Here is an 18297-nt window from a genome sequence, read left to right on the forward strand (position 1 = left end):
GAACCTTTTGATAAAATTACCGTCCGTTCACCCAGTCAAGGATTTGTACTTAAACTATTTGTTTTTATACTTATCCTTTATTTTCAGTAGTTCTACTCTACTTTCTTCGCGGCAACAACCTGTACCTTTGTCAGGTCTTTCTGCTCTGCCCCCGGAGACGGCTTTTGCGGCCAGTCTCTTGTTTTCTGCTCTTTTTTATCCACACTCAATCCTGATTCGTTATGGAAAATGTCAGATTGCTGACCAACCAGAATCCGTTTGCCGCCGCGCAGCAACCCACCATCCTCGCCCCCCAGCTTGGCGGCTCCGACGACTGGTATGGAGCCTGTAGCATTGAAACCTTCCTGCCGGGCGTCGGTAATTTATTTGCAACTCACGAAGACGCCTACGGGTTTTTAGATTATCCAACCCGCTTCCGTACTGCCAACTTCTGGTACAAGGATGCCGCCGTCCAGTCCTGGATGTACGGCGAAACCTTCGACAACTATCTGGACACGTTCGGCGCCGACGCCGTGACGGCTTTTTACCACTCGGGCCACGGCGGTATGGACGCCAACGGCGTGTTTTTCATGCCGATGGGCTCCGCCTGGGGCAGTGAAACCTGGGCCAATTCCAACCAGATGGCTCTGGGCAACGAGGAGGCCCGGTACGTTTTTCTGTCCACCTGCTTCTCGTTGCGGGTGCTGGAAGGCCACAGTCCCATCCGGACGTGGTGGAACCGTTGCCTCGGTTTCCGGATGCTGTTCGGTTTTGAAACGGTGAGCGTCGACAATCCCAATTACGGAAAGTTTTTCTGGGAAGAATGGAACAAGAACAAGTCGCTGGGGCAGGCTTGGCTGGATGCCAGCTGGCGGATTTCGCACGGGCAGGCACCGTCTGTGGTCGCCGTGGGCGCCAACCAGGCGGAAGCCACCGACCGGCTTTACAACGAACGCTTCCTCAATCGCCAGGCGGTCACCCGCAACTGGTTCCAGTGGCGGTGGTACAACGCGCAGCGGGCCGCCGGGACCGCGCTGGCCATGAACCGCATTCCGGAGAAGCTGTCGAAACTCGAATTTGCGCCCATGATCGGCCGCACGGACGGGGCGCAGGAAATGGCCTACCAGTTGGGTTTCACCCGCGACAGCTTCAACAACGTCGGCATCGACCCGGCCGGGAATCTGATCGTTGAATCGGAAGGCCGCCGCGCCTTTATCGGCTCGGACGGACGGCGGGAGTTTTTGCTGAAATCCATCAACACCGAAAACCGGAAGGCGATCTCCGTTGACCGGGCCATCGACATCGCCCAGAAGGCCCTTAACGACCTTAACCTCACTTCCCGCCAGCAGCTCAGCGTCGATACCTACCGGGTTGGCTATACCTGCGGCGGAACGCAGGAAGGCTCCGGGAAGATGGACAAGGAGTACGCCACGGACATCACGGTCCTCTTCCGGCCGGTCATTGAGGGCGTTTCCAACGTGAACCACGACCACGGCAACTTCAGCGTCACGGTGGACAACGACGGCAGCATCACGACCATCCGCGACACCACCCGGCCCGTGGAAAACATTCGGGAAGCCAAGCTCTACAACGGCCCGCGCACGACCAAGCCCAATACGGATGTCGAAAAAATGCTGAAAACGGCCGCCAAAGGGCGCTACGGCAAAAGCCGGATCACGCTGCTTTCGGATACCGTCCGGGTGGGTTACGATTATTCCGGCAAAAGCGGCAATCTGGTCGCTCAGGGCACCTTCGAGGCGGATTTCGGACAGAACATCCGGAAACAGTTCATCATCCGGGTTCCGATTCCCGTAGCGTAATCCCAACGCAGGCAGCGCAGAAAGGCTTTTTCCCTTACCAATTTTCTCCGTGCCGGACACTGGACACCTGACGTTTGACTTTTGATAAAACATCCGGCCCTTCAGCGGCTCCATTGGATTTTAAACCCAAAAAAAGTCAAGCGTCGGGTGCCCGGCGTCCGGTCCTGAGACCACTCTAAATTCCACACACAAACATGGATCAGTCACCCAAAAAGTACGTCATCACGTACAGCAATCATACCTCCGCCAAAGAAGTCCTCAGCGACGTGCTGCACATCTCGACCAGCAGCATCGAGGACGGCATCAGCGTAATGGCCAGCGAACGGAGCATCACCGAGGCCGACGTGCTGCACTTCGACAATCTGGACGTGTCGGTAGCCACGCTGACCGACGAGCAGAAAGTCGAACTGGAACAGCGCGGCGATGTGCTGGAAGTCGTGGAAGATTTCGAAATGTACGCGCTCGACATGCCGGAAACGGATGGCGCCGCGCCAATCCTTGACTCCGAAACGATTCTGGGCCTGCTGCCGCAAAGTAAAGATCAGATGAGCGGCGACCAGATGTACATGCTCGGGTTCAAGGCCGGTCAGAAAGCCGCTCAGGACAGTCTGGCCGAAAAAATCCGCGCGTTTCTGGAATTGCCCAACCTCCAGCCCGGCGACGTAAAAGACAAATTCCAGCCCGAGCAGCCGGTGCCGGCTCAGGCCGTTGCCCAGCCGATTCCGTGGCATATCCAGATGGTGAAAGCCCCGGCCGCGTGGCGGCGGGGCATCACCGGATTCGGCATTAAAGTGGCCGTGCTGGACACGGGCATTGCCAACCACACCGACCTGATTGTTTCGGGCGGCGCCTCGTTCATCTCGGGCGTGGCGAGCTTCAACGACGACAACGGACACGGGACGCACTGCGCCGGCATCATCGGCGCGCGCAACAACACGGTCGGGGTCGTCGGGGTGGCGCCACGCTGCAGCCTGTTTGCCGTGAAAGTGCTGAACGCGGCCGGTTCGGGTCCGTTCAGCGGCATCGTGGCGGGTCTTGGCTGGGCGCTGGCCAATAAAATGGACGTTGTTTCGATGAGTCTGGGCGCGGTAATGCCCTGCCAGAACGCCCCGGCGGCCCTGGTGACGGCCATCAACCGGCTCCGCGCCGCGGGCTGTACGGTCGTGGCCGCGGCGGGAAACTCCTTCCTCGACCCGAATCCGCAGAACCGGCTGGTGAACGTTCCGGGCAGTATCCCCGGCGTCATTGCCGTGGCGGCGGTCGATCAGTCCGGTCAGGTGGCGACCTTCTCGTCGCGGGGCGGCGCCTGCAACCCGGTGACCCTCTCGGCTCCGGGCGTCAGCATCAATTCGACCTTCCATTCTCCGGCGAATTCGTACCGGGTGCTGTCGGGAACGAGCATGGCCTGTCCGGCCGTGGCGGGGGCGGTTGCGCTCATCAAACAACGCTTCCCGGCTTTCACTCCGAGCCAGATCCGGACCAAACTGGTCAGCACCACCTCCGATCTGGGCGTACCGGGCAACGACCCGGTGTATGGCTCCGGATTGCTCAACTGCGACGCTGCCACTCTTTAATTAATGTCAAAAAAAGCCCCGGCCGGACCGTCCGGCCGGGGTTAAACCCAAATCGTTATGGCCACCTTATCTTCTGAATTCCAGCAACAGCTTGCCACCAATCCGGACGGTTTTTACACCGTCGTCATCACGCTGGGCCCCAACGCCGCCGAAACGGAAAGGACCATCCGGCGGCTCGCGGGTTCGGACAATGTTCAGCCTATCGAAGGACTGGAAGGTTTTTACAAAGCCACGTTATCGGGCCAGGACATCCTGCGGCTCAACGAGGACGCCCAGGTGCAGTCAATCGACCCGGACGATCAGGATTTCCACGCCCTGAATTAACCAGAACCGGAAAAGCCAACCCTGGGTGGTGAACACGTCGTGACCCACCCATTGATTCAATGCCATTCGCTCAGTCCTACAGCCCTGAGCCGTCGGCTTTCCCGCGGTCTACGGCGTAGGCGCCGATGTTTTTGCCGCATCTGAGCCCGACTTCGCAGTCCGAGCGGAAGTGGATCAGGCCGTACATCCGGGATACGGAAGCTTCCTGGGCGAGCTTGTCAAACGTGGCAGCCCGGCCCGGGAAAACGTAGCCTAGCACGGTGGCCGCCGCACCGGAGAACGTGGAGTGCCCCGAGGTGTAGGACGGGAAATTCGGCAGCCCCACCGACGTTTTCACGCCATACTGCTGCGGGCGGGGCGAGTAGTAGTAAAACTTGGTTTCCCAGCAGCACACGCCAGCGTCCATGAGCGCCGTGCTCACCAGCGCCAGCGTCCGGGCCATGCGCACTTCGCTGTACCGCTCCTCGTGCGCCGTGTTGGCGGCGGTGCGGTTCCAGTGGCCGGGCGGGGTGTAGCTTCCCGCCCCGTCGGCCCAGTAATTGGCGATGCGGGCCTGCTCGCGGGTCTGGCCCTTCTGAATCGTCCGCAACTCCTCCAGTTCCTTCTCAAACTGCGCACTTCCGGCAACCGGCGGCGGGCCGGGGCGCAGCTTTACTTTGGTCGCCTCGTCAAAATTCCAGTTTTTAACCGCCCCGTAGTTGGGCAGCATCGGCGGACGGGCCGGCGATTCCTGGCTGAGCCACACGTCCGTCATGCCCAGTTTTTTGGCCCCTTCGATCATGGCGGCCGTCAGCACCTGGTTATTGGCGGCCGACATGCCATCGGTCCGGCTGCGGGCCATCACTTTGGCCGCCACGGCGGTGCCCAGTTCAGCTCCGGCCAGCAGGTCACTCTCCACGTTCATCCCGGCCCAGAGGCGGCTGTCGCGGTGTTCTTTCAGTTTCTGCTCCAGATAGGGCACTTCGCCGGGGAACATGGCTTTCAGCACCGCCACCGAAGCGGCCGCCACCACGGCGTCCTCCGACGGATAGGCCGGAATGGTCGATACGGGCAGTGCCACCCGAATCCCGGCATCGTATTTCGAGGGTGCATTCCGTTTGAACTGGTATTTGTAATGCCAGGTCGTGACCAGGGCGTCGTACTGGGCTACGTTCAGGTAGGCCAGCATCCGGGCCGTGTAGGGCGGGTTGGCAAACGGGAAGCGCGGATCAGCCAGCGGATTGGCCGGATCGGGCACGGGGTACTTGCCTTCCGCGTTGGAGGCCGGGGCCAGGTTGTAGCGGGCGGCCAGCTCACGCGCGATTTCGTTCCAGCGGTAAACGGCTCCGGCCCCCCAGTACACAACGGCTTCCTGCTGCTGCGGAGACAGATTGGTGGCTTTGGCTTTCAAATCGGCCAGTTCGGCCGCGTATTCGGCGGTATTGGGCATTTTCGGAGCAGCTATCGTCACTTCCGTCGGAGACGTCAGAACGTAGGTTTTCCAGGTTCCGGCTTTTTCGTCGGTGCTGGCGGGCGTATAGCCGACCCGTTGCGGTTCTTCAAGGGTCTTGTTGCAGGACCAGAACGATACGGCCAGGGCCGCTACGGTCAGACCCGATTTTATGGATGTAAATGACAATTTCATCGGTTACTTCACTTTAAACTGATACAACACTCCTACCATATAGCTCGTACTCTGTCCCATGTTCAGCCCATCGACCACGTAGCCGATGCGGGCGTTGACGCCGATGTTGCGGGGCTGAACTTTTCCGTACCAACCCACCATCGTGGCCTGCATGTTGTTGGTCGGAAACGGCATGTCGTTGCGGCGGATATTGTCGCCGCTGGTGCAGGCGTTGTGCTCGGCCCACACCTCGGTTTGCCATTTGGAACGCAGAACCCCCAGCCGGGCACCCCAGTCAAAGGCGTTCGGAACGCGGACCTCGTTGGTGTTGTAGACCCGGCCGTCGGCCTGATAGGCGTCGCGGTCCACCCGGATGTTGCTGCGCCAGGTGTAGCTGCCGTGGCCGGTCAGGTAAAGGCCGGACGGGCGGTGCCGGTAGCTGGCGATGAGCCGCCCGGTTGCCGTCCGGCATTGCAGACCGATGGACATGGGCAGAAAATCCGGCACATAATTGCCCAGCGGAAGGGAAGCTCCCGCGACAGCGTGCAGCGAAAAGCCGCCTACCGCCACGGCCCGGTACTTACCCCAGACGGCCAAATCCTGAATACCCCGCTGGCCCATCAGGTTACCGGCGCTGGTCTGGGTCCAGACGTAGGGCAGCGACAGAATCAGGTTAAAGCGGTTGGAAAGGCCGATGGCGGGCATCAGCATGACGTTGTGGGTGGTGTGGGTACCAATGTTCAGGTTGGGCCGCTTCAGGGTGCCCTCCCAATACTGATTCCAGGAGCTTTGTCCGTACAGGGCCGCTACGCAAACCTGGCCTTTGGACATATAAATGGCATCGTGCGGCATCTGCGCCTTCGCTCCCGTCGACAGAAGCAGGCCCAGCAGCAGCAGCCGGATGAAGGAAAGTTTCATAGAAAAGAAATGAAAATAAGTGGTAAAGGGGTGATCCCGCCCCGAAACCGAACGAGATCACCATTCACTGACTCAGAACCACCGGCTCACGTTCAGCGAGACAAGGTAGTCGGCAAAGGCCGCGTCGCCGTGGCGCTGCCCCAACGGGTCGAGCCGGTCGGAGTAGCTCTTGATGCGGTTGCGGTAGAGCGCCACCGGAACGGACAGCGTCCCCGAAAACTTGCCCCGCATGTAGCTCAATCCGGGTTCTACGGATACGATGTAACCGGGCCGCCGGAAGCCTTTGCTGCCGCCCAGGGCATCGTTGGCCGGCACTCCCTCCACGCGGCCTCCCAGCATCACGGACAGTCCGGATACGATTGGCAGCGTCTGGCTCAGGCCCAGCCGGGCGGCAAACTGGTCGGCTACGGAGAAGTAGCCCGTTACGAGGTCGATCGTTGTGGCTTCCGGGCTCCGCAGCACCCGGTTGGTTTCGCGCGGATTGAAGAGGTAGAAGCCGGACACGTAGGCCGACAGGCCCCTGGTCAGTTGGGCGTAGCCCTGCCCTTCCAGGCTGAAGCCGACCCCGCCGTCGCCCAGCTGGATCGACTGGTCAACCGGCTTGCGCACGATGTAATCCTGCCCTTCCCGGTTCAGCTTATGAAAGTTGTCTTCTACGCCGGGATTGCCGGTGGGCAGTTTGATGCCCGCGCCCAGCGCAAAATTGGCCTTCGCTCCTTTGGTCGGATTCCGCAGCCAGTAACTGCCCGAAAGGCGCAGGTCGCCGATGCCCTGTGAGCCGGTATGAAACCGTCTCTGCTCAGGATTGGCCGTGGTGCTGTTGCCGTAATGCTCGTACAGCGACGAACGGTCGTTGTACTGAACGGGCAGGTTGATCGAAAACGAGAGGCGCGTCGTCGCCAGGTAGGTAAGTCCCAGATCGACCCCGTGCGAAATATTGACCACTTCGGTATGCTGCTCGAGGCGTTCCTTCTGCTCGACATCTCCCTTGAAATGCCGGAACGAGCGGAAATACCGGTAGCCAACGTTGACCTGCCAGTGGCCGGAACGTTGTTTGAAAAAATTGGTGGAAGCCGTTCCGGCCGACGGGCCAACGGACAGGGCTTCGAGGGGCGAGGTGCAGCTCATGTGCCGAACGGCCACGCAGCCCTGGGCCGACACCCGGTGATAGGAAATGGTGGTAAGGCAAAGCAGTACCAGTGAGAAACGGTATAGCGTTTTCATCTGAACGTCAGTTACACAGTGTAAGAAAAATGGACTATGCAATGAGGTCAGGATCAGGCACGACTTACCGCTCGATGATTTATCCAATCATCCAGAATCCGGTAGTCAGCATAATCCCGGTTCAGACGCTTCGGGCGGGGGCGAGAAGACCGGCAGGTGCCGGGTTAGCACGGACGGGGTAACGGAACGAATGGAGGCGGCAGCCAGCATCCATTCGTAGCGAAAAAAGACGAGCCGCGCCCGGTTGAACTGAGAATACTCTTTCCCGAGTAATTTCAGCAGGTCGCTGGTTCGTTTCTGGTTGTCTGAGGCGTGCCCGAACTGCGTTTTAAGCAGCGACAGCAGGTCCTGTTTCCAGAGCGTAGGGTCGGTGCTCTGGTAGCCCGTGATGTGTAACGTATCGCCGGATACGTTCAGGCTGACAATCTCGTAATAGTTACTCCGGTAGTTGAAGCCCTCGGGGCGCTTCTGGGTGAGGATGGCCTCGTTGGGGTGCTGGTAAAGCGGAATGTGAAATTCCACCATGCTGTCCGTGGAAGGATACAGCAGCAGCCGCTCCGACAGGGCATACTGTTCCTGTACCCGAACGCTGAGCAGCACAAAGAGCGAACCCAGCGCGTGGTAAAGCAGCAACAGACACAATCCGATGGAGACGAACCGCTTCACGACGAACGTATTGGTAAATTCTACTCAAAGATAGGGATTTGCCAAAATAGGACAACTCTTTCCCCGAATTTTTCAGTCTTTTAAGAACAATCAGTAGGGCGTATACAGCCAGACCATAAAGTCCTCCAGGTTGAACGTAGTGTTGTACGACACCTGAAGCAGATGCAGGTACCGGTGCTCTTTTCTGGCATTTCGCACCAGATTCTGCAGCATATACCCCAGTTCAAGCCGGCCTGCTTTCCGGAACGTATAGCCCGCTCCCACGTACGACCAGTTTTCCCCGTTAAACGCATTCTTTGAACTGATAGGACTGTTGGTAGCCCCCGTCAGACAGAGGAAAAACTCGTGCGAAGCCGAGGCGTAGAAACCGTGTTTCCGGGTTTTCGGGTCGTAAAGAGGCAGGTTATACCCCAGTTGGTAGCGAAACAGGCTGGCTTTCGAGCCCCGCTGCGTCTTCAGGTTGAAGGGGTAGCGTTCCTCATACCGCAGGCGGTGCGCCAGCGTCCCGGACGGAAGCCGATGCGTATAAATGCCCTGCACAAAGAGTCGGTTTTCGTTCACCCGCAGGCCAAACAGATTGTGCTTCACAAACGCGTAGGCCGCCCCCACTTGCAGATGTGGTTTCAGCCGGTAGATCAGGCCCGGCTGCAGGTACACCTGGAGGTTGGTGGCCGGGTAATGCACGTTTTCCACCGTCTGGCTGAAGGCGTCGATCGTCGAGGAGAGGTAAAAATTGTACAGCAGTTTCTTATGCAGAATGCCCGTCTGCGAGTAAGCCGGAAAAAGCCCGGCAAAGTGCAGCGGCTGCGCTGTACCTTGCCGGGCCAGTATCAATCCCAGTAGCAAAAGAAACCCATTTTTCATTGGCTAAAATGTCGCTTGCTTCATTTGTATAAGCAATCATTGTGCCAGTTGTTATTCAGGCTTTCACACTGTTTCGGGAACTTCGTACGCCTGCGCAGGTGTCTTTTTCCGCGATACCGCCCAGAGGCCCAGGTAGGTAATCAGCCCGTTCAGGACCAGGCGCTCAAAACCGAACTTGTAGCCGTTGAACCATTCGGCCGAATGGTCATTGATGTACAGCGTGATAAAAGGCGAAGCGATGCAGATAAACGGCACCACGGCGTCGCGCACGGGCCGTTTGGAAAACAGCCCGAAGGCGTACAGCCCCAGCAGCGGACCGTAGGTGTACCCCGCCAGATCGAAAACGGCCGTGACCACATCCTGGCTGTTGACCTTGTTGAAAATGATGATCACCACGTAAAACAGCACGGAGAAACCGATGTGAACCCAGTGCTTGATTTTGGCCCGTTCGGTCTCGGGGCGGCCTTCCACGTTCATGAAGTCGATGCAGAACGAGGTGGTCAGGGCCGTCAGGGCCGAATCGGAAGAGGCGTAGGTTGCCGCCGTAATGCCCAGCAGGAACGTAATTCCGACCACGGTGCCGAAGTGATTGAGGGCCAGCGTCGGGTACAGATCGTCGGTTTTGGCTGGAATGGTGATGCCTTTTTCGTTGGCGTACAGGTACAGCAGCGTACCCAGCGCCAGAAACAGCAGGTTCACGATGGTCAGCGTGATGGTAAACCAGAACATGTTCTTCTGCGCTTCGCCGATGTTCTTGCAGGTCAGGTTTTTCTGCATCAGGTCCTGATCGAGGCCCGTCATCACGATGGCGATAAAGGCTCCGGAGATAAACTGCTTGAAGAAGTTCCGCGGGTCGTTGCCGTCCCAGAAGAAAATCTGTGAATAGTCGCTTTTGCTCACCGTCGACACCATTTCTCCGAACGTAAAGCCCAGCTCCCTGGAAATGAGGATGATGGTCAGGATCACCGCCGTGACCAGAAAAGTGGTCTGCAGCGTATCGGTGATGATGATGGTTTTGACGCCGCCTTTGAACGTATACAGCCAGATCAGCAGAATCGTGATGGCTACCGACACTTCAAACGGAATACCCAGACTGTTGAAAACCGCCAGTTGCAGCACGCCCGCCGCCACGTAGAGCCGCACCGCCGAGCCGACCGTCCGGGCCAGCAGGAAAAAGCCCGCCCCGGCCTTGTAGGACCAGAATCCGAAGCGTTTTTCGAGATACCCGTAAATGGAAATCAGGTTCATCCGGTAGTACAGCGGCATCAGGACCGTGCCGATGACGTAGTACCCGACGATGTAGCCCAGCACCACCTGAAAATAGCTGAACGCCTTGAAGCCTTCAAAGCCCTTTACGGCTCCGCCCACGGCCCCCGGCACCGAAATAAACGTGACCCCCGACAGCGACGTGCCGATCATGGCAAAAGCCACCAGATACCAGGGCGACTGCCGGTTGGCGGTAAAAAACGTATTCGTATCTGCCCCCCGCGCCGTGTACCAGGACACGATAATCAGCATGGCAAAATAAGCGACAAGAATGGAGAGCGCAATCGAAGGATTCATGCAGAAAAAGGCAACTTTTAATGGTTGATGGTGGTTCTTACTACGTGCCGGGACGCTTTCAGAAGACGCCAGATTTTCGTAAATTTGCTAAATAAAGTTAAAATAAGCTGGGATGCAACCGTTCTGGGAAAACGATGTAGAGGTACTGGAGGAAGTAATTGAAACCGACGTTTTTAACCTCGTCGTTTTCAATGATGACGTGAACACGTTCGATTACGTAATCGATACGCTGGTCGAGGTTTGTGAACACACACCCGAACAGGCGGAACAGTGTACGCTGATCATCCACTATAAAGGCAAGTGCACCGTCAAAAACGGTTCCTGGGAAGACCTCGTCCCGATGCGCAACGAAATCTGCCGACGCGGTATCTCGGCCGAAGTGTTAAAATAATTATGAGTTATGAGTTATGAGTTATGAGTTTGGAAAAGTGGGGTTACAGCCTTACCCGCTTTCAACTTATAACTCTTAACTCATAATTCTTAACTCATAACTCTCAACTAACGTTGGATTTTCCTTCCAAACTGATAGAAAACGCGGTGGAGGAGGTAGCCAAACTGCCGGGCATCGGGAAGAAAACCGCCCTGCGGCTGGTGCTGCACCTGCTCAAACGGGATGAAGAACAAACCCAGCGGCTGGCCGAAACGCTTCAGGCGATGCGGACGCAGGTCCAGTACTGCCGGAAATGCCATAACCTCTCGGACGAAGAACTGTGCTCGATCTGCGCCAATCCCAAACGGGACGCCTCGCTGGTCTGCGTAGTCGAAGACATCCGCGACGTACTGGCCATCGAAAACACGGCTCAGTACAAAGGTCTGTATCATGTGCTGGGCGGCATCATCTCGCCCGTCGAAGGCATCGGCCCCAGCGACCTCAACATCGAGTCGCTGGTCGAACGGCTGCGCGGCGACGAGGACGGCCGGGTCCGGGAAATCATTCTGGCCCTCAGCCCAAACATGGAAGGCGACACTACGGCCTTCTATCTTCAGAAAAAACTGCGCCCGTTCAAGGTCAAAATGTCCACCATCGCCCGGGGTGTGCCCATCGGCGGCGACCTCGAATACGCCGACGAAGTAACGCTCGGCCGCAGCATCCTGAGCCGGATTGCGTACGATTAATCGCCGGTCCGTTTGACCGAATCTTTAGGCACTTCTCCGGAAGTGCCTTTTTGTTTTCAGACAACCGGGTTACAAATTTTAATTCATATGAAACGACACAAGCAATAAACCAGCACAATTTTTGTTATTTATCAGACATTTGATTCATTGTACTCACCGCTATGGCAAACCGCTTTTTATCTTACCTGCTCCAGGCCACTCTGCTGGTCGGACTGATTACCGGCTGTAAAACCGAAACGGATAAAGTCATCACGCCGGAACCTGTCTCCACGGCTCCGGAAGCCGACGGCTCGGGCGTCACGGCGACTTCCTCCACCACGGCCACGGTCACGTTTTCGACCCAGCAGCTCGAACTGCTCGGCTACATCAACAACCTGCGTTCCAAGCCCTGCCAGTGCGGCACCACGACCTATCCGGCCGCCGCGCCGCTGCAACTGAACGCCCTGCTGAACGAAGCTTCGCGCAAACACGCCGCCGACATGGCCAATTATAACTACTTCAGCCATACCGGCCGCGACGGTTCCAAACCCTGGGACCGCATGAGCCGGGAAGGCTACGTCTGGCGGTATGCCGGGGAGAACATCGCCGCTGGCAACGCGACGGTGCTAGCTACCTTCAACCAGTGGCGCAACTCGCCGGGGCATTGCGCCAACATGATGAGTGCCAATTTCAAAGAAGTGGGTCTGGGGTACGCCTATTCGGCCGCCAGCACGTATAAACACTACTGGGTGACAGACTTCGGCACCCGTTAAGCACAAACTTTTTACCCCTTCAGGACGCTCCGATGAGCGTCTTTTTTTTGCGCTCTGCACGCTTCCTCAATTATTCTAAATAATTTATAATAAGTTCATATATTCACGCTTTAATTTACAGCCGGTGACAACGAAAGCCCGGTTTGAATACTCTGTTACCCATAAATTCTCTGTTCACCATTTTACAAAACCATGAAGAAATGCATGCTTACGGGTGCAGCGCTGCTGTTTTTGACGGCTGCCTACGCCCAGACCAACAGTACCACCATTTCCCAGCCCGGCGTTGGCAACGGGGCCAGTGTCTCCCAGTCCGGTCAGAACCAGGAAGTAACCATCAGCCAGCCCGGCGACGACAACTCCGTTATCACCTCCCAGACCAGCGTTTACCAGCAGCGTATCTTTGTCGATCAGAACGGCAACGGTAACGCCGCTGATCTGAAACAGGACGACAATGCCGGACCGGGCAACGTCATCCGTGTGGAGCAGAACGGCAACGGCGGATCGGCGAATGTTGACCAGTCCAGTTCTTATACGGAGTCTTCCCGCGCCGTCATCCGTCAGAACGGCGAGAACCACACGGGCAACATCAACCAGCTTGGGGCGGTAGAAAGCGAAGCCCGCATCAAGCAGGGCGGCGCCGGAGCCGGAAGTACCGCAACCATCAACCAGAGCGGCTATTTTCTGGATGCAGAACTCCGCCAGCGGGGCGAGCTGAACGAGGCCACCGTCACTCAGGAAGGCGTCAGCCACAGTGCGGATGTAGAACAGATCGGCGACCGCAACACCGCCCAGATCACGCAGTACGGCGAAGTGCAGAACGAAGCCTACGTGCAGCAGCTCGGTAACCGCAACCGCGTGAACGCCCTGCAGGACGGCGGCAACCACGACATCAACCTCCTCCAGGACGGCAACCGCAACGAAGCCCTCTTCCGCCAGCGCGGCGACAACATGAACGCCTATGTCGATCAGATCGGTAACCGCAATGACGTTGCGGTGTACCAGCGCGGCAACGACAACGATACGTACATCGCTCAGGACGGCAACAACCTTTCGGCCGAAGTCTTCCAGCAAAACCGGAACAACCTGGCCGACATTAACCAGACGGGCCGCGACCACAATGCCGGTGTCGATCAGTCGGGCCGCAACCAGTACGTAAACATCGTGCAGGGTGGTTCTGTAGAAAACGAAGCCTACGTCATCCAGACCGGCCGCAACAACGACGCTTACGTTGACCAGCGGGGAGCGAACCATGACGTTAACCTGACTCAGAACGGTACGGGCAGCGGCAACTACGCTTCGTTCCGCCAGCGCGGCGACAACATGAACGCCACGGCGACCCAGACCGGTGAAGAAAACTACTTCGAACTGCGCCAGAACGGCACCAACGGGTATGTTACCATCGAGCAAAACGGTGAAGGGAACGTGATCGAAGGGCTGAACGGGCCGCTGTCACCGACTCGCCAGATTGGCGATGGGCACTCAATGAACCTCCTCCAGACCGGCGTGGAAGGCCTCATCCAGATCGAACAGACGGGCAGCGGCCATTCGGCAACCGTTATTCAGAACAACAACCCGTAAGCGGGCGATTCCCACAGGTATAAAAAAAGGAACTCCGTCCGGGGTTCCTTTTTTGGTTGGGCCTCAGCCCGCCTCACTGGCCCCGGTGCCGTCTCCGGTTCCGGCACCTTCGCCGTGGTTGGTATCGACACTGCCCGGCTGGCTGCTCTTCATCCGGACGTCGCGCAGCTGGTCGCTGGTGGTGTGGTCGCGGGGCAGATTCTGGTCGCGGTTCGACGCCGCATTCATCGGGTTATTGGGATCATCTTCGGGGCCGGGAGCCGTGTCGGGCGTCATCAGTTCGGCGGCCCCTGCCGGTTTCTCTACGTTCGGATCGGCATCCATCGCCGTCGAGGAATCCATATCGGCCGCCGCATCGTCCATGCTCGGATACTGCTCCGCGCCTTTGTTCAGTTTCTGATTTTCCATACGTTGCTGAAATTGGTTGAAATACGTGTAAAGTTGAAAGTTTAACGTGGCGAAGCGGTAGCCTTGCAGCGCCACGTTACAACTTAAACCTTCAACCTTTATTGATTATCCACGCGCCTCGGATGTGCCGAAGAGGTGCCGCCGGCGGTGTGGGGCTGGGCGGGGTCGTCCATGTCCTCGCTGCCGACGGACGTGCCGGTGGTCCGGTAGCGAACGGGGTTTCCTTCCGGATGGTCTTCTTCAAAACCGGGGTGGTTGAGTGTACTGGCCTGACTGGCCCCCGACCGGGTCGTTTTCTGATTGTTTTTCATAAGGTCTGAAGGTTGATGAATACCTTCTTAACCCGCCCGAAGCGGGGAATGTTTACCGCGCCGTTTCGGGTGACGCGACCGCAAGAACCCGCCCCGCGGTCGTGCACCCGTCCCTTCCTACAGCACCCGCACGTTCACCACCGGGTTCAGTTCCAGATTGACCTGATAGGTCGAAATGCGGCCGTCCTCAAACACTTCCACGATCCGGTAACCGCGGTAGTTGGCTCCCCAGTTGCCGCCGAAATGACCGTCGTAGAGATAAGGCTTGCCGCCGGACATCTTGACGTTGTCTTCGTCGTGATCGTGTCCGTGAAAAATAGCCCGGACGTTGGCGTAGCTTTCGATGGTGGACATGACCTCCGGGCAATCGATGCCGTGGGTCGTCCATTTGCGCTGGGAGATGTGCAGGAGGACAAACACGTGCTTCTTCCGCTTCTGGCTGTCGAGCGATTTTTTGAGCCAGCGCAGGTCGGCGCAGACGTATTTGCCCTCGGGCGTTGCCGTGCTGCCGAGCAGAAAGGCCGTATCGCCCAGTTCGACCACGTGGTTTTCGGAATAGCCCCAGATGCGTTCCCACTCCTGCGGGCTGACCATGTCGTGGTTGCCGCGGGTCACGTAGTAGGGCATCGTCAGCTTGTCAAAAGCGGCTTTTGCCTGGGGCATAAACTCGCCCCGGTCGTGAATCAGGTCGCCGTTGAAGAAAGCCGCATCCAGCCCGCTGCGGTCGCGTTCGGCATTCAGGCTGTCGGTCACCGCGGCAAAAAAGCGGGCATATTCCGTATCTGGCTGGCCGAAGTGGCCGTCGGAGGCCACCGCAAACCGGAGGACGCGGCGGGAGGCTTTGGCGGGTGCGGGCGGATGGGCCAGCAGGATGGCGGGCGAGGCGACCAGAGCCGCGGCTCCGCCGGATTTTTTCAGAAAAGTACGCCGGGTAGTATTCATGCCATTGGTTCGGTAGTTTTGGCGTAAAACTAAGTATCTGGGGCGTTTTTCGGATACTAAGCCTCATTGTCTTTTTGTTACGCCCGACCGGGCGGGGGCTCATTTTCCCAAACCACACAATCGCTGAGTCCGTTATATGGACATGAGAGCGCTTGGGAGAGTATTGCAGTGGGCTTTTTTTAGTTTGTTGACTTTAATCGTTGGATTGCTGATCGCCGCCCAGTTTGTCGAACTGCGCAAAAGCGATCAGGAGATTGCCGAAGCGTTCCGCGGTGAGCCGGTCAGGCCCGTTGTTTTTCGGTACCAACAGGATGGGCGTACAATCCGCTACATCGAATCGGCGCGCCCGGATTCCGACTCGCTGCCGGTCATTGTGTTCTTCCACGGTGCGCCCAGTTCGCTTTCCTTTTTCGAGAAATTCTTCAAAGATCCTATTCTGCTGAAACACGCCCGGCTGGTCGCCGTTGACCGGCCCGGATACGGCTTTTCGGATTTTGGGAAAATAGAACCGTCCATTGCCCGGCAGGCCGAATTGCTTCAGCCGGTCATCAATCGCTACCGCGACGCCCCGTTTCTGGTGCTGGTCGGGTCGTCGTACGGCGGACCGCTGGCGGCGCGGCTGGCCATGAACAACCCCGGCGTGGTCGACCATGTGGTTTTTGTTTCGTCCGCCCTGGGGCCGGGTCTGGAACGGGTCTACGACATCAGCTATCTGGTCGATAAACCGCTGTTCCGCTGGATGGTGCCGCAGATTCTGCTCAACGCCAACGACGAGAAGCTTTCCCACAAAAAAGCCCTGGAGGAAATCGCCCCCGACTGGGACAGGATTACGGCGGGGGTCACGTTTCTGCACGGACAGAAAGACGATCTGGTGTATCCTTCGAATGTCGAATTTGCCCGCAAACGCCTCGTCAACGCCCGGGTGAAAGAATACCTGCTGCCCGAAAACCGGCACGACATTGTTTTCAACAAACGGGAGTATATGACAAAGGTTATTCTGGACGTGCTGGTTTCGTACGCCAGCCCGATTGCCAATTCGCACAAAAAAGCGGTTCGGCTGTCGCTGTTGCAGGAAGCCCTCAGTTCGGCAGAAAGCCGCAATCTACACAGTTTTGGAGGGTTGCTCCACCTCCTTTACCACGAGCCGCAGCAGCTCCTCCCGCATGATTTGCAGCCCCTTTTCTAGCAGCGCGTCGTCGATAACCAGCGGACACAGCACCCGAATGACGTTGCCGTAGATTCCGGCGCTGATCAGAAACAGCCCCCGCGCGGCGCAGGCGGCCACCAGCTGCTGGGTCAGGGCGGCGTCGGGCTGGTCGGGGTCCCCGTTCCGGACCAGTTCAATCCCGATCATGGCGCCCAGTCCGCGCACGTCGCCGATGGCCGCGCACTCGTTCTGTAGCGTTTTAAAGAATGAAAACACCGTTTTGCCGACCCGTTCGCCCAGGCGGTTGATGTCGATCGCCTGCATGTACTCAAGGGTAGCCAGCGCACCGGCGCAGGCGACAGGGTTTCCGGCGTAGGTACCGCCGATGGTCCCCGGGCGGGCTCTGTCCATCACGTCCGCTTTGCCCATGACGCAGGCGATGGGAATGCCCGAGCCCATCGATTTGGCCCAGGTCGAGAGGTCGGGCACCACCCCGTAGTGTTCGTAGGCCGCCCACCGCCCGGTTCGGCCGAAGCCCGACTGTACCTCGTCCAGGATGAGCAGAATGCCGTACTCGTCGCACAACTGCCGCAGTCCCTGTAGGTAGCGTTTGGGGGTGACGTAAAAGCCGCCTTCGCCCTGAACGGGTTCCAGAATCACGGCCGCCACATTTTCGGGAGCCACCACGCTACTGAGGTATTTCCGGAAGTTTTTCAGCTCCTGCTCCACAAATTCGTCGAAATCGAGCCCGCCGCCGTTGTGAAAATAATCGGGGAACGGAATGCGGTACACCTCCGGCGCAAAGGGGCCGCAGCCAATTTTATAGCTCACTTTGGACGTCAGCGTCATGCCCATCAGCGTCCGGCCGTGGAAGCCGCCCGTGTAGCAGATAATGCCCTGCCTGCCGGTGGCCTGCCGGGCGATCTTAACGGCGTTTTCCACCGCTTCGGCCCCGCTGCTGACCAGCATCACCTTTGTCTGCGGCCCGTGCGGCAGGAGTTCGACCAGTTTCTCGGCCAGCCGCACGTACGGCTCGTGCGTCAGCAGGTTGAAAAACGTATGCATCAGTTTTCCGGCCTGCTCGGCAATGGCCTGCACGACGGGTTCGGGACAGTGGCCCGCGTTCAGCACGCCGATGCCGCCCGAAAAGTCGATAAACTCGCGGCCGTCGTGGCTGACAAACACGGCTCCTTTGGCATAGGCCGCGTCGAGCGGCTGGCTCATAGCCATCGCCCTGGGAACGACGGCGTTGCGGCGGTGTAACAATTCCTGGGAAGTCATGACCTGCGAAACCGTTAAAACGGTTTTGGTTGATGGTTGGGAATTCAATGAACCCACGGTTTAAACCGTGGGCAAGGGGTTAAAACGACCCTATCCGGCGTTTCAGCAATTCCGGTTGAGGGTTCGGTATCCAATCAGCCCACGGTTTCCACCGCGGGCAAAAAGGCCATGTAGCCCGTCAGGGTGCCGAACCGTCGGAACGCCGAACCGGTTCAATGGTTTTGTCA

Annotated in this window: 18 protein-coding genes; 8 read left to right on the forward strand and 10 right to left on the reverse strand. The window is 58.1% G+C overall.

The features are described 5' to 3' along the window. The first annotated feature begins 221 nt into the window (after positions 1 to 221). The 3 genes from ORG26_RS04955 to ORG26_RS04965 all read left to right on the forward strand — a co-directional run bounded on the left by ORG26_RS04955 (position 222) and on the right by ORG26_RS04965 (position 3697). Complete coding sequence (locus ORG26_RS04955) at positions 222 to 1799, forward strand: DUF6345 domain-containing protein (protein ID WP_266367420.1); 1578 nt, start codon at positions 222 to 224, stop codon at positions 1797 to 1799. A 194-nt stretch (positions 1800 to 1993) separates the two neighbouring features. After that, complete coding sequence (locus tag ORG26_RS04960) at positions 1994 to 3373, forward strand: S8 family peptidase (protein WP_266367421.1); 1380 nt, start codon at positions 1994 to 1996, stop codon at positions 3371 to 3373. Positions 3374 to 3430: 57 nt separating this feature from the next. Further along, positions 3431 to 3697 carry a hypothetical protein gene (locus ORG26_RS04965; protein WP_266367422.1) on the forward strand — a complete coding sequence of 89 codons (267 nt, stop codon included), beginning with the start codon at positions 3431 to 3433 and terminating at the stop codon, positions 3695 to 3697. 76 nt (positions 3698 to 3773) lie between these two features. Here ORG26_RS04965 and ORG26_RS04970 read toward each other — a convergent pair whose 3' ends face one another. From ORG26_RS04970 to ORG26_RS04995, 6 genes are all read right to left on the reverse strand, one after another. Then, a complete protein-coding gene (locus ORG26_RS04970; protein ID WP_266367423.1) occupies positions 3774 to 5321 on the reverse strand; it encodes a vanadium-dependent haloperoxidase in 1548 nt (515 codons plus the stop codon). A gap of 3 nt (positions 5322 to 5324) precedes the next feature. Continuing rightward, positions 5325 to 6218, reverse strand: a complete 894-nt coding sequence (locus ORG26_RS04975; protein WP_266367424.1) for a hypothetical protein — start codon at positions 6216 to 6218, stop codon at positions 5325 to 5327. 72 nt (positions 6219 to 6290) lie between these two features. Continuing rightward, positions 6291 to 7442, reverse strand: a complete 1152-nt coding sequence (locus tag ORG26_RS04980; protein WP_266367425.1) for a hypothetical protein — start codon at positions 7440 to 7442, stop codon at positions 6291 to 6293. 105 nt (positions 7443 to 7547) lie between these two features. Continuing rightward, positions 7548 to 8108: a hypothetical protein gene (locus ORG26_RS04985; RefSeq protein WP_266367426.1), complete on the reverse strand. Its 561-nt coding sequence runs from the start codon at positions 8106 to 8108 to the stop codon at positions 7548 to 7550. A 90-nt stretch (positions 8109 to 8198) separates the two neighbouring features. After that, the gene (locus ORG26_RS04990) at positions 8199 to 8972 is read right to left on the reverse strand and encodes a DUF2490 domain-containing protein (RefSeq protein WP_266367427.1); all 774 of its coding nucleotides are present in this window, start codon (positions 8970 to 8972) and stop codon (positions 8199 to 8201) included. A gap of 63 nt (positions 8973 to 9035) precedes the next feature. Continuing rightward, complete coding sequence (locus ORG26_RS04995) at positions 9036 to 10535, reverse strand: sodium:solute symporter (protein ID WP_266367428.1); 1500 nt, start codon at positions 10533 to 10535, stop codon at positions 9036 to 9038. 112 nt (positions 10536 to 10647) lie between these two features. Here ORG26_RS04995 and ORG26_RS05000 point away from each other — a divergent pair, with 112 nt between their 5' ends. The 4 genes from ORG26_RS05000 (at position 10648) to ORG26_RS05015 (ending at position 13981) form a co-directional block, all read left to right on the forward strand. Then, positions 10648 to 10926 carry an ATP-dependent Clp protease adaptor ClpS gene (locus ORG26_RS05000; RefSeq protein ID WP_266367429.1) on the forward strand — a complete coding sequence of 93 codons (279 nt, stop codon included), beginning with the start codon at positions 10648 to 10650 and terminating at the stop codon, positions 10924 to 10926. Between the two features lie 113 nt (positions 10927 to 11039). After that, complete coding sequence (gene recR, locus ORG26_RS05005; RefSeq protein ID WP_266367430.1) at positions 11040 to 11651, forward strand: recombination mediator RecR; 612 nt, start codon at positions 11040 to 11042, stop codon at positions 11649 to 11651. Positions 11652 to 11812: 161 nt separating this feature from the next. Beyond that, on the forward strand, positions 11813 to 12403 hold the full coding sequence (locus tag ORG26_RS05010; protein ID WP_266367431.1) for a CAP domain-containing protein: 591 nt from the start codon (positions 11813 to 11815) through the stop codon (positions 12401 to 12403). A gap of 204 nt (positions 12404 to 12607) precedes the next feature. Beyond that, entirely contained in the window at positions 12608 to 13981 is a 1374-nt protein-coding gene (locus ORG26_RS05015; protein ID WP_266367432.1) for a hypothetical protein, read from the forward strand. A gap of 63 nt (positions 13982 to 14044) precedes the next feature. Here the strand turns inward: ORG26_RS05015 and ORG26_RS05020 are convergent, their stop codons facing one another. The 3 genes from ORG26_RS05020 to ORG26_RS05030 all read right to left on the reverse strand — a co-directional run bounded on the left by ORG26_RS05020 (position 14045) and on the right by ORG26_RS05030 (position 15642). Beyond that, positions 14045 to 14389 (reverse strand): hypothetical protein, encoded by a 345-nt coding sequence (locus ORG26_RS05020; RefSeq protein ID WP_266367433.1) that lies wholly within the window; start codon positions 14387 to 14389, stop codon positions 14045 to 14047. Positions 14390 to 14487: 98 nt separating this feature from the next. Further along, positions 14488 to 14700 carry a hypothetical protein gene (locus ORG26_RS05025; RefSeq protein ID WP_266367434.1) on the reverse strand — a complete coding sequence of 71 codons (213 nt, stop codon included), beginning with the start codon at positions 14698 to 14700 and terminating at the stop codon, positions 14488 to 14490. Between the two features lie 117 nt (positions 14701 to 14817). Next, on the reverse strand, positions 14818 to 15642 hold the full coding sequence (locus tag ORG26_RS05030) for a metallophosphoesterase family protein (RefSeq protein WP_266367435.1): 825 nt from the start codon (positions 15640 to 15642) through the stop codon (positions 14818 to 14820). Between the two features lie 187 nt (positions 15643 to 15829). Between ORG26_RS05030 and ORG26_RS05035 the strand changes: the two genes are divergently transcribed. Continuing rightward, positions 15830 to 16828, forward strand: coding sequence for an alpha/beta fold hydrolase (locus tag ORG26_RS05035; RefSeq protein ID WP_323134361.1), 999 nt, complete (start codon positions 15830 to 15832; stop codon positions 16826 to 16828). On the opposite strand, the gene ORG26_RS05040 is transcribed toward ORG26_RS05035, so the two are convergent. After that, the gene (locus ORG26_RS05040; protein ID WP_266367437.1) at positions 16745 to 18070 is read right to left on the reverse strand and encodes an aspartate aminotransferase family protein; all 1326 of its coding nucleotides are present in this window, start codon (positions 18068 to 18070) and stop codon (positions 16745 to 16747) included. The genes ORG26_RS05035 and ORG26_RS05040 overlap by 84 nt on opposite strands. Between the last annotated feature and the right edge of the window lie 227 nt (positions 18071 to 18297).

Source organism: Tellurirhabdus rosea (assembly GCF_026278345.1).
Lineage (GTDB): Bacteria > Bacteroidota > Bacteroidia > Cytophagales > Spirosomataceae > Tellurirhabdus > Tellurirhabdus rosea.